This is a genomic window from Pseudomonas sp. NFACC42-2, assembly GCF_900116055.1.
GTDB lineage: Bacteria > Pseudomonadota > Gammaproteobacteria > Pseudomonadales > Pseudomonadaceae > Aquipseudomonas > Aquipseudomonas marginalis.
In genome coordinates this window covers 100,497-111,882 of the sequence record NZ_FOZO01000005.1, presented here as the reverse complement: position 1 = coordinate 111,882, position 11,386 = coordinate 100,497, and the positions used below count along the sequence as shown (strand labels likewise).

At 61.6% G+C, this 11,386-nt stretch carries 9 protein-coding genes; 4 read left to right on the top strand and 5 right to left on the bottom strand.

Going from position 1 to position 11,386, the window contains the following annotated elements; genetic code table 11:
• Positions 1-291: 291 nt before the first annotated feature.
• On the top strand, positions 292-2,253 hold the full coding sequence (locus tag BM416_RS12920; RefSeq protein ID WP_092488306.1) for a methyl-accepting chemotaxis protein: 1,962 nt from the start codon (positions 292-294) through the stop codon (positions 2,251-2,253).
• Between the two features lie 56 nt (positions 2,254-2,309).
• On the opposite strand, the gene BM416_RS12915 is transcribed toward BM416_RS12920, so the two are convergent.
• From BM416_RS12915 to BM416_RS12900, 4 genes are all read right to left on the bottom strand, one after another.
• The gene (locus tag BM416_RS12915) at positions 2,310-3,266 is read right to left on the bottom strand and encodes a 2-hydroxyacid dehydrogenase (protein WP_092488305.1); all 957 of its coding nucleotides are present in this window, start codon (positions 3,264-3,266) and stop codon (positions 2,310-2,312) included.
• 34 nt (positions 3,267-3,300) lie between these two features.
• The gene (locus BM416_RS12910) at positions 3,301-4,059 is read right to left on the bottom strand and encodes an SDR family oxidoreductase (protein WP_092488304.1); all 759 of its coding nucleotides are present in this window, start codon (positions 4,057-4,059) and stop codon (positions 3,301-3,303) included.
• Between the two features lie 42 nt (positions 4,060-4,101).
• A complete protein-coding gene (locus BM416_RS12905) occupies positions 4,102-4,794 on the bottom strand; it encodes a fumarylacetoacetate hydrolase family protein (protein WP_092488303.1) in 693 nt (230 codons plus the stop codon).
• 98 nt (positions 4,795-4,892) lie between these two features.
• Positions 4,893-6,242 (bottom strand): MFS transporter, encoded by a 1,350-nt coding sequence (locus BM416_RS12900; RefSeq protein ID WP_092488302.1) that lies wholly within the window; start codon positions 6,240-6,242, stop codon positions 4,893-4,895.
• A gap of 550 nt (positions 6,243-6,792) precedes the next feature.
• Here BM416_RS12900 and BM416_RS12895 point away from each other — a divergent pair.
• Positions 6,793-7,725, top strand: coding sequence for a helix-turn-helix transcriptional regulator (locus tag BM416_RS12895; protein WP_092488301.1), 933 nt, complete (start codon positions 6,793-6,795; stop codon positions 7,723-7,725).
• Between the two features lie 14 nt (positions 7,726-7,739).
• Here BM416_RS12895 and BM416_RS12890 read toward each other — a convergent pair whose 3' ends face one another.
• Complete coding sequence (locus tag BM416_RS12890; RefSeq protein ID WP_092488300.1) at positions 7,740-8,642, bottom strand: LysR family transcriptional regulator; 903 nt, start codon at positions 8,640-8,642, stop codon at positions 7,740-7,742.
• Positions 8,643-8,749: 107 nt separating this feature from the next.
• Here BM416_RS12890 and BM416_RS12885 point away from each other — a divergent pair, with 107 nt between their 5' ends.
• Positions 8,750-10,114, top strand: a complete 1,365-nt coding sequence (locus tag BM416_RS12885) for an MFS transporter (protein WP_092488437.1) — start codon at positions 8,750-8,752, stop codon at positions 10,112-10,114.
• Complete coding sequence (locus tag BM416_RS12880) at positions 10,111-11,385, top strand: glucarate dehydratase family protein (protein ID WP_065939682.1); 1,275 nt, start codon at positions 10,111-10,113, stop codon at positions 11,383-11,385. Before BM416_RS12885 ends, BM416_RS12880 begins: the two co-directional genes overlap by 4 nt.
• Position 11,386: the final 1 nt, after the last annotated feature.

Here is an 11,386-nt window from a genome sequence, read left to right as displayed (position 1 = left end):
ATTGTCGAACTCTAGATCAGGGCACAAGGGCCATCTACGAAAAAACCGAATATTCGGAGGATCAGGCAAGTATTCGAGAGGATTGAGTCAGTCAATCAAGGTGGTTGATCAACACGGGGACCAGCAGCCGATTGGTTTGTGAGGGTTTATTGATCTGGGTCAGTACAACCCCCTATTGGCTCCAGATGGCCGTCCGAGAGCGGTAGCGCTGTTTTCATGGGTGATATTATGGCGCCACTATCTTGGCGTGACAGGCGCCAGTCTGACCCATGGACATGAGGCTTTAGGGAAATGCTTAAGAACGCTCCGCTGCGTCTGAAACTGTTGTTGATTCTGCTGCTGCCCATGCTCGGGTTCCTGACCCTGGCCGGCGTGTTTGTGGTGGACAATTACAAAACGCTGCGCGACATGAACACCACGGTGATGGCCAGCGCCACCGCCCAGAAGTTGAGCCAGTTGATTACCACCTTGCAGCGTGAGCGTGGTGCCAGTGGCGTGTTCCTCGGCAGTGGCGGCAAGTCCATGGGCGAGCGGATGGTGCAGATGCGCAGGGATTCCAGCGCGGCCGTCGAGGTGGTGCGCGGTTTGTCCACCTCCGGCGGTGCGAACCTGGACAACGTCCTGCGGGCCCTGGACCAGTTGCCGGCGATGCGTGGGCAGGTCGATAAACTGAGCATCAACAGCACCGAATCCGGCGCGCGTTATACCGAGATCATTCAAGTGCTGACCGGTTACACCCATTCCCTGGAAGCGAGCGTCAACAACGCGACCATCGTCTACGCCCTGGGCGCCTTGAATCAATTTATCGAAATGAAGGAGCGGGCCGGGCGCGAGCGCGTGGTGTTGGGCCTGGTCTTCGCCCAGGGGCATTTCGATGAAGCGCTGTTGTCGCGCTTCAGCCGTAACCTGGGCGAGTTCGGCGCCTATTACGATGCATTCCGGCGCAAGGCACCCGCGGCCTCGCTGGCGCAGTTCGATACGCAAATGCAGCAACCTGCCGCCGTCGAAGTCGCCAAGTTGCAGCGCCTGGCGTTTGAGGTGCCGATGGGGCAGGCGCTGGGGATCAAACCCGAAGCCTGGTTTGAAACCTCTACCCAACGCATTGACCTGATGAGCCAAGTGGAGGAAGCCCTGGGCCAAAGTGTCAGCAGCCTGGCGATGCACGAGCGGGATGACGCCCGCCGCGCCCTGTGGCTGACCGTTGGCGCGGTGATCGTGTCCCTGCTGGCGGTGGCGGTGTTGTCCTGGCTGATCATCCGCATGATCGATTCGGCGGTGCGCGACCTCAACCGCGTGCTCAATGACCTGGCACAGCGCGATCTCACCGCGCGGGCGACTTATGACAGCAAAGACGAATTCGGTCAGATCTCGCGCAACCTCAACCGCATGGCGCAAGAGATCAGTGGCGTGGTGCAGGAAATCGGCAACGCCACCGCACAGGTTGCAACGGCGGCGGAGGAGTCTTCCACGGTGACGATGCAGACCAGCCAGAGCGTCGAGCAACAGCGCCAAAGCACCGAGCTGGTGGCCACGGCGATCAACCAGATGAGCGCCACCGTGCGCGAGGTGGCCCACAGCACCAACGATGCGGCGCAGCTGTCGCAGCGGGTCAATACCAGCACCACCCAAGGGCGCACCGAGATCGAAGGCACCATCACCCTGATCCGCCAGCTCTCCGGGCAGGCCGAGGACACCGCGCTGATCATTGGCGAACTCAAGCAGGAAAGCGATGGGATCTCCTCCGTGCTCGACGTCATTCGCGGCATTGCCGAGCAAACCAACCTGCTGGCCTTGAACGCGGCCATCGAAGCGGCGCGGGCGGGGGATCATGGGCGCGGATTTGCCGTGGTGGCGTCCGAGGTGCGGGTACTTGCGCAAAAGACCCAGGAGTCCACGGGGAATATTCGGCAGATGATCAGCAACCTGCAAAGTGGTTCCGATCGGGCGAGTTCGTCCATGCAGGAGACCTTGGGCAAGGCCCAGGACGGTGCGCGCAAGGTCGAGCGTGCGGGTGAATTGTTGTTGGAGATCGCCGAAGGCGTGGCCAGTATCAGTGATCGCAACCTGCAGATCGCCTCGGCGGCCGAAGAGCAGAGTGCGGTTTCAGAAGACATCAACCGTAACGTCAACGAGATCAACGACCTGGTCATCCAGGTCAGTGCCGGCGCCGAGCAAACCGCAATCACCAGCCAGGAATTGGCGCGTCTGGCCGAGCACCAGCAGCAGTTGGTCAATCGTTTCAAGGTGGCGTGAGGCGGTGGTGAGGGGGCTTTGATCGTTCCCACGCGCAGGTGGGAACGATCAAACGCTCAATCCGTCACACAACCCTGGGGTTTTTTCCCGGCGAAACTGTCCAGCAGGCTCGCCACCACCATGTCCCCCATGCGCGTGCGGGTTTGCAGCGTCGCGCTGGCGCGGTGGGGTTGCAGCACCACTTGCTCATTGGCGAAGAGCGCCTCGGGAACATTCGGCTCGTCGACAAACACGTCCAGGGCCGCCCCCGCGATCTCACCGGCGGCCAGCGCGGCTACCAGGTCCGCCTCGTTGACCAGCTTGCCGCGCGCCACGTTGATCAAGTAGCCGTCCTTGCCCAATGCCTGCAACACCTGAGCGTTGATAATGGCTTCAGCCTGGTCGGCGGCAGCGGCCAGGATCAGCGCGTCGCTTTGGCTGGCCAACTGTTTCAGGTCGGCGATGAAGGTATGGCTCACATCGCTCATAGGCTGCAGGTCGGTGTAGCTGATCGGGCAACCGAAGGCCGCCGCTCGGGTGGCGACTGCCCGCCCGACCCGACCCATGCCGACGATGCCGATGCGCATGCCGGACACTTGGCGCGCCAACGGCAAGGGCGCCAGCGGTGTCGGACTCTGTGGCCACTGGCCCGAACGCACATAGCGATCACTGCTGCACAGCCCGCGGCACACGGCGATCAGCAAGCCGATGGCCAGGTCGGCGACGTCCTCGGTCAGCGCGCCGATCGTTGCGGTCACGCGGATCCCGCGATCCCGGGCATACGCCAGGTCCACCGCATCGGTGCCCACGCCATTGACCGCCACCACTTCCAATCTCGGCAGTTGCGCCATCAGCGCCTGGCTGATGCCGGTATGCCCGCCGGTGATCACCCCGCGAATGTTCGCCCCGTGCTCCTGTAAATAAGCCTGCTTGTCGGCCTGCTGGAAGTAACGTCTGACGGTAAACAGCTCATCGAGCCGCGCGTTGATTTCAGGGATCAGGATCGGGCTGAGCTGCAAGATTTCTGGTTTCATTGGGAACCTCGTGTCACGGAATAAAAAGGCCGGTTTAACCGCGACCGGCAAACGGCATGGCGCTGGCCATGACGGTCATGTTCAGGACGTTCGCTTCCAGGGGCAGCGCGGCGATGTAGCGCACGGCATCGGCCACGTGCTTGACGTCGACCATCGGCTCCACGGCGATGGTGCCGTTGGCCTGGCGTACGCCTTTGGTCATGCGCACCGACATGTCGGTCAAGGCGTTACCGATGTCGATCTGGCTGCAGGCAATGTTGAATTCGCGCCCGTCCAGGGCCAGGGATTTGGTCAGCCCCAACACCGCATGTTTGCTGGCGGTGTAGGCGCTGCTGAAAGGCCGTGGGGTATGCGCCGAAATCGAGCCGTTATTGATGATGCGTCCACCCTGAGGCTGTTGACGGCGCATCTGCCCGAAGGCACCACGGGCGCAGAGGAAAACCCCGTTGAGGTTGGTATCGATCACGTTGCGCCACTGCTCGAACGTCAGTTCATCCAACGGCACGGCAGGGGCGTTGACCCCGGCGTTGTTGAACACCACATCGAGACGTCCGTACACCTCGGCAATGGTTGCAAACAGCGCGTCGACACTGGCCGGGTCGCGCACATCAGTGGGGACGGCCAAGGCTTCGTGGCCCTCGCTGGCCGCCAACTCGGCCAAGGCCTGCAACGGCTCCGGCCGGCGCCCGGCCAGTACCAGGGTGAAACCGTCCGCCATCAAGCCCAGGGCCACGGCGCGGCCGATTCCGCTGCCGGCGCCGGTGACCAGGGCCACCTTCAAAAGATTCGACATGGTGTTATCTCCTTTTTCCATTCACGGGTAGGTGTGCCGGGTTCAAGCGCGCTGGCCAACGCGCATTTCGAGTTGGCCGATGCCGTCGATCCCGGCGTTGATGAGATCGCCCGGTTGCAGCACATCCACGCCCGCCGGGCTGCCGGTCATGATCAGGTCACCGGCCCGCAGCGATACCGACTGGGAGATCCGGCTGATGATCTCGCTGACCGACCAGATCTGGCTGTCGAGGCTGTCACGCTGGCGCTCCTGGCCATTGACGTTGAGCCACAACTCGCCGCTCGGGTGCCCGGCGTGAGTTACCGGCACAATGGCGGTCATGGGCGCGGCGCCGTCGAACACCTTGGCGCCTTCCCAGGGCAGGCCCTGGCTTTTGGCTGCGCGCTGCACATCGCGGCGGGTCAGGTCCAGGCCGGCGGCATAGCCCCACACATAGGCCAGCGCCTGGCTCTCAGGAATATGAGCGCCACCCTCACCGATGGCCACGACCAATTCGATTTCGTGGGCAAACTCTTCGGTCAACGGCGGGAACGTCACTTCACCGGTCGCGTCCACCACGCTGCTCGCGGGCTTCATGAAGAACACCGGCGGCTGGCGGGACTGGCCTTGGGAATCCGGCCACGGGTAGTTGCGGCCGACGCAAAATACCCGGCCGACGGGAAAGCGCTGCAGGCTGCCGGCAACCGGCAAGGTCACGGGCAGATCGGGGGTAAACACATACTCGGTCATGGTCATTTTTATCAGTGTCCTGTTGGAAGCCGCAGCCTACGGCGGCATTCATGGGTGAAGTTGGACGATTGCGGCCTGGTGTTGGAGAAAAACATGTTGTTGACTCAGCGCGCCTTGAGTTCGATGCGGTACAAGCGGCCGAGCAACAACGAGTAAGACAAGGTGCCAATCAGCGCGACACCGCCGATAAACCAGAACGCGTAGGCAAACGAGCCTGTCGCGTGAACGATGCCGCCGATCACGATCGGGGTGACGATCCCGCCGATATTGGCGGCCAGGCTGGTGATCCCACCGGTCAGGCCGATCAGCTCTTTCGGTGCCACTTCCGATACGGCGGCCCACGACGACGACGCGATGCCCTGGGCAAAGAAGGCAATGGTCAGTACCGCGATGCAGATCACGTTCGAGTCGGTGAAATTGACCAGCACAATCGACATGCCCAGCATCGAGCCGACCACCAGGGGCAACTTGCGCGCGAAGGACATTGAGTAACCACGGCGTATCAGCAAGTCGGAGACGATGCCGGCCAATAGAATGCCGACGGTAGCGCCCACGAACGGCAGCACCGCGAAGATCCCGGCCTTGATCATGGTCAGCTTGCGCTCTTCGATCAGGTACGTCGGGAACCAGGTCAGGAAGAAGTACAGCGCCGAGGTACTGGCGAACTTGCCGATGCAAATGGCCCATATCTGCCGGTAGCCGAACAGCTCGGTGATCTGCCGCCAATTGAAGCGGGTGCGCTCCTGGCTGCTCTTGACCAGTCCACCGCCGCCTTCGATGTACTTCAATTCTTCCTGGCTGACGCGCTTGCAGCTCAACGGGTCGCGGTACAGGTACAGCCAGGCCACGCCGAACACGATGCCGAGCAACCCTGTGCTGTAGAACACATGGCGCCAGTCATAAGTGGTGGCCAGCCATAGCAGCACGCCGGTAAACAGGGCCGTGCCCAGGTACTGGCCGCACACATAGATGCTGCTGGCCATGCCGCGTTCGCGGGCCGGGAACCACACCGTCACTGCGCGGCTGTTGGCCGGAAACGCCGGTGCTTCCATGGCACCGACGGCCAGGCGCAAGCCGAATAACGATGCAAACCCTGTGGCGAAGCCCTGGCATACGGTCACGGTTGACCAACTGATCAGCGACACGCCGTAGGTGAGCCGGGAGCCGAAGCGGTCGGCCACAAAGCCTGCAGGCACCAGGGCGAGGGCATAAGTCCAGGCAAACGCGGAGAAAATCAGGCCCATTTCGATCTTGTCCAGGCCCAGGTCCTTGGCCATGAAGGGTGCCGCAATCGAGATGTTCACGCGGTCGATGTAATTGATGATGGTTGCAATCAGCAGCAACGACAGCATGAACCAGCGACGCCGGGTCGGCAGCCGCTGGGGCAGGACGGCGTCCCGTACGCCGGCACTCACCGACGGCGCGGTGGACGGGGAGAGGTGCGAGTTCGACATGGGTAGACCTTTTTATTGTCAGGTGAATCGTGAAGTTCGCGCGCAGCCGAAGCCGATGCCCCCAGTACCGGGGCAGAGCAATCGCTGCATTAATGGGAGGCGCGGACAGCCGCTGTCAGGCGCTCAGAGATGCCTTCGCACGGGCCGGATCGGGGGAGGGGGGATATGGCAAAAAAGCAGGTTCATGGGGTGCGCACCTTTTGATTGTTTTTGGAAGGTTCGGGCTGCATGGGTGATTACAGTGGTCGTACAACATCCCAAAATCAACGCGTGCGTTAGATCGTTTTTTCTTTATGAAAAGGCCTTGAATGCAGGAGTCCAAGAAAAAACGCATCAACCGGTTCCGCTAAAAACTCTGTATTTTTTCGATAATTCATTGTTTTTTAAGGATTAATTATTTTATGGTGCGCACGGTTTTTTTGGACAGAGAAAATCGCCAACGCAGGTGAAAATAATGCGTCACACCCGGCTGTCATCAGATGACATGTTGAAGCCGCGCCGGTCCGCCTGCACAATCACCCCGATCCTGTACCTGTCGAGGAGCCTGGCAATGTCATCACCCAGTCGAGTCCCCACTTACGTCATGCAGCAACGCAGCGAGTTGACCGACTTTTACATCCGCGACAAAAAAGGTCGTCGCGCAGAAACCAGCCCCCACCGCCATGAGTATTTCCAGATCCAGGTCAACCTGGGTGGCGACACTGTGCAGCACATCGGCAATGCCGAACGGCCGTTTCCGCGCAATGCGCTGGCTTTCATCCTGCCGCATCGGGTGCATGTGATTCCCCATCCGGCAGACAGCAACTTCATTGTGATCAATTTCTCCCAGACCTTCCTGCTGCCGCATTTGCAGTGCGACCCGATGGATCTGGAAGAGGTCTCGATCCTGCTGGCGCCCGAGTTGTCACCGTTCCGCTTCCAGGAACATCTGGATTTCATCCTCGGCGATGAGGACTTCGGCATCGTCTGTGGCTTGATCGAACAGATGCGCGCCCTGGATGAAAACCGCCAGTTTGGTACTCGCGAGATGCTTAAGGGATTGTTGCTGCAATTGGTAGGACGCGTGTGCGCGTTGTATGCCGAACCGCTCAAGCACTTGGCCGAAGAGAATGCCGCCGAACTCAGTCGGCGCGATGCACTGGGCAGAATGTCTGAATACCTGCGCAAGAATATTGCAGACCCCGATCTGAACCTGATCAAGGTGGCGGCGGCGACTTACCTGTCACCGACCTACCTGACGCATTGGTTGCGCAAGGAAATCGGCAAGACCTTTACGGAGTTGGTGCTTGAGCGCCGGATGCACGCGGCGCGCAATTATTTGCTCAATGGCACACGACCGGTGGGTGAGGTGGCCAGGTTGTGCGGTTTCGCCGACGAGGCGTATTTCTCCCGACGTTTTCGCCAGATACACGGCCAGCCACCCGGGCAATTCAGGCGCCAGCAGCTCAACCCCGACACGCCGCAATCACCCGCGGGCACCTGAGTCGGCATGCGTCGTCAGTCCGCCCACCCGTCACGCACCGCACTGCGAATCCCCTCCAGCAACATCGCGAACGCCGGGTTGTCATTGTTCTCGCGCCAGATCAGGTGCAGTTCACTCTGGGCGCCTTCGCCCAGGTCGATATCGCGAAACACCACGTTCTTGAACACCACGCTGCTGGCGCAACGCGGTACCAGCGCCAGCCCCATGCCGGCGTTGACCAGGGCCAGGATGGTCAGGGACGAGCCCAGCCACTGCACATATTCGGGGGCGACACGGGCCGAGCGCAGCAGCCCGGTGAGCAGTTCGTTGAACGGCGGGTAGGCCGAATGGGCGTACATCAGGAAGGGCTGGGCGTCGAGGTCGTGGACGCTGACGCTGTCGGCGCTGGCCAGTCGATGGCTGCTCGGCACCGCCAGCACAAAGGGCTCGCGCACCAGGCATTCGGTGGCATAACCGGGTTCCAGCAGGGGCGCGCGGACGATGCCCAGGTCGATGCGGCGCGCACGCAGGGCTTCATATTGCTGGTAGGTGTTCATCTCCGAGAGGTCGATCCTGACCTGGGGCTGCTTGAGCCGTGCCTCGGCAATGACCCTGGGCAAGAACTCATACACCGCGCTGCCGACGAAGCTGATATTCACCGTGCCGATATCGCCCTCGGCAAAGCGCCGTGCGGTCACGGCTGCCTGCTGGGCGCGCTCCAGCAGGTTCTGCGCCTCGATGAAAAACGCGCGCCCGGCGGCGGTGAGGGCGACGCTGCGGGTGGTGCGGGTAAACAGCTCCACGCCGAGGTGATGCTCCAGTAATTGGATCTGCCGGCTGAGGGGCGGCTGGGTCATGTTCAGGCGTTCGGCGGCGCGGCGAAAATTCAGCTCGGTGGCCACGGTGGTGAAGCAGCGCAGTTGCGTCAGTTCGAACATTGATCTAATCCAGGTATCAATCGAATGCCAAGTTAGATTAGACGGGAACAATCCCCGGCGTCCATCATCGGTGCGTCCCTAAAAAAAACAATGAGTGGGAGTTGCCCTTGGATACCGTCCAGAATCCGCCCGACCCGAGCGTGCTCGCCCGCGCAGCCGCCAAGGTCAAGCGCCATGTACTGCCGTTGTTCGTGGTGATGTTCATCGTCAATTACATCGACCGGGTCAATATCGGCTTTGTGCGCAGCCATATGGAGACCGACCTGGGCATTGGCGCCGCCGCCTATGGTTTGGGCGCCGGGCTGTTCTTCATCGGTTACGCGATCTTCGAAGTGCCGTCCAACCTGCTGCTGCAGCGTTACGGCGCACGGGCCTGGTTGACGCGCATCATGTTCACCTGGGGCGCGGCCGCGATGGCCATGGCCTTTGTCAAAGGCGAAACCAGTTTCTATATCCTGCGCTTCGTGCTCGGCGCGGCCGAAGCCGGTTTTTTCCCCGGCATCATCTACTACTTCACCCAATGGCTGCCGGCCGCCGAGCGCGGCAAGGCGATGGCGATTTTTCTCAGCGGTTCGGCCATCGCCTCGGTGATTTCCGGGCCGGTGTCGGGGGCGTTGCTCAATGTCAGCGGCTTGAGCCTGCATGGCTGGCAGTGGATGTTCCTGATCGAGGGTTTTGCCTCCATCCTGTTGTGCGGGTTTGTGTGGTTCTGGTTGCAGTCCCACCCCCATCAAGCCAGGTGGCTCAGCGACGAAGAAAAATACGCGCTGGTGACCGCCATCGCGCTTGAGCAAACGGCCCGCGAAGCTACCCGGAGCGTGCGGCCGTCGATGTTCAAGCTGCTGGCCGACAAGCAGATCGCGCTGTTCTGCTTTATCTACTTTTCCATCGCCCTGACCATCTACGGCGCCACGTTCTGGCTGCCGAGCATGATCAAGAAAATGGGCAACCTGGGCGACTTCCAGGTGGGGTTGTTCAACTCGATTCCGTGGTTGATTTCCATCGTCGCCATGTATGGGTTCGCCGCCTTGGCCAGCAAGTGGAAACACCAGCAGGCGTGGGTGGCGCTGATGCTGGTGATCGCCGCCGTCGGCATGTTCATGTCCACCACTGGCGGGCCGGTGTTTGCATTTGTCGCCATCTGTTTTGCCGCGATTGGCTTCAAGGCCGCCTCGGCGCTGTTCTGGCCGATCCCCCAGGGTTACCTGGATGCGCGCATCGCCGCGGCGGTGATCGCCTTGATCAATTCGGTCGGCAACCTCGGCGGTTTTGTTGCACCCACCACCTTCGGCCTGCTGGAGCAGACCACCGGTTCGATTGAAGGCGGCCTCTACGGCCTTGCCGCGACCTCGCTGGTGGCCGCGGTGGTGGTGTTCTTTGCGCGCACCGCACCACGGCCCGGTGTGCCGCCCACCTCCAAACCGACTCATCATCACGCCTTGCGTCCAGGCCCACAGGGAGCCGCCTCTTGAAAATCGTCCGCGTCACCGTCACCCCCATCGCGTTTCGCGACCCGCCGCTGCTCAACGCCAGCGGTATCCACGAAGCCTTTGCGCTGCGCTCGATCATCGAAATCGAGAGCGACACCGGCTACATCGGCCTTGGCGAGAGCTACGGCGATGCCCCGGCGCTGGCGATCCAGCAACAGGTCAAGGATCAACTGATCGGCCTCGATCCGTTCAACCTCAACCACCTGCGCGCCATCGTGCAGGCCACCGTGGCGGCGCACAAACCCGCGAGCATTGCCGGCGCCGAACTGGCCCCCGGTTCCCATGCGAGCAAGGCAGTGAGCAATGCCTATTCGGCGTTTGAGGTGGCGTTTCTCGACCTGCAGGCGCACTCATTGAATGTGCCGCTGGTGGACCTGCTGGGCGGCGCGATCCGCGACCGGATCCCGTTCAGCGCCTACCTGTTCTTCAAGTACGCCGAGCATATCGACTCGCCCTATAAACCCGACAGCTGGGGCGAAGCCCTCAACGAAGTACAGATCGTCGCCCAGGCGCGGCGGATGATCGACACCTATGGCTTCAAAAGCATCAAGCTCAAGGCCGGTGCGCTGGACCCTGAGCATGAAGTGGCGTGCATCAAGGCCTTGAAAAAGGCTTTCCCCGGCGTGCCGCTGCGCATTGACCCGAATGGCAACTGGTCCCTGGAAACCTCGATCCGCATGGCCGAACTGCTCGGCGATGACCTGCAGTACTACGAAGACCCGACCCCCGGCCTGGAAGGCATGGCCGAGTTGCACACACGCACCGGCTTGCCCCTGGCGACCAACATGGTGGTCACCGATTTCGACGAGTTCCGCCGCAGCGTGGCCCTGAACAGCGTGCAGATCGTGCTCGCCGACCATCATTACTGGGGCGGCCTGCGCGACACCCAGGTATTGGCGAAGATGTGCCAGACCTTTGGCCTGGGCGTGTCGATGCACTCCAACTCACACCTGGGCATCAGCCTGATGGCCATGGCCCACGTGGCCGCGTCGGTGCCCAACCTCGACTATGCCTGCGACACCCACTACCCCTGGCAAGAACCGGACGAAGAGGTGATCAAGGGCGGCAAACTGCCGATTGTCGACGGCTGCGTGAAGATCACCCGCGCACCGGGGCTGGGCCTGGAACTGGACCCTGACCAACTGGGCAAGCTGCATGACCAATACCTCAGCTGCGGCATTCGCCAGCGCGACGACGTGAAGCAGATGCAGCGCTATCAACCGGATTGGAAGACTGTCAAACCGCGTTTCTGAA

Excerpts from the sequence above, each read along its gene's own strand:
- BM416_RS12920 (WP_092488306.1), top strand. The coding sequence starts at position 292 with ATGCTTAAGAACGCTCCGCTGCGTCTGAAACTGTTGTTGATTCTGCTG.
- BM416_RS12915 (WP_092488305.1), bottom strand. The coding sequence starts at position 3,266 with ATGAAACCAGAAATCTTGCAGCTCAGCCCGATCCTGATCCCTGAAATC.
- BM416_RS12905 (WP_092488303.1), bottom strand. The coding sequence starts at position 4,794 with ATGACCATGACCGAGTATGTGTTTACCCCCGATCTGCCCGTGACCTTG.
- BM416_RS12890 (WP_092488300.1), bottom strand. The coding sequence starts at position 8,642 with ATGTTCGAACTGACGCAACTGCGCTGCTTCACCACCGTGGCCACCGAG.
- BM416_RS12910 (WP_092488304.1), bottom strand. The coding sequence starts at position 4,059 with ATGTCGAATCTTTTGAAGGTGGCCCTGGTCACCGGCGCCGGCAGCGGA.
- BM416_RS12895 (WP_092488301.1), top strand. The coding sequence starts at position 6,793 with ATGTCATCACCCAGTCGAGTCCCCACTTACGTCATGCAGCAACGCAGC.
- BM416_RS12900 (WP_092488302.1), bottom strand. The coding sequence starts at position 6,242 with ATGTCGAACTCGCACCTCTCCCCGTCCACCGCGCCGTCGGTGAGTGCC.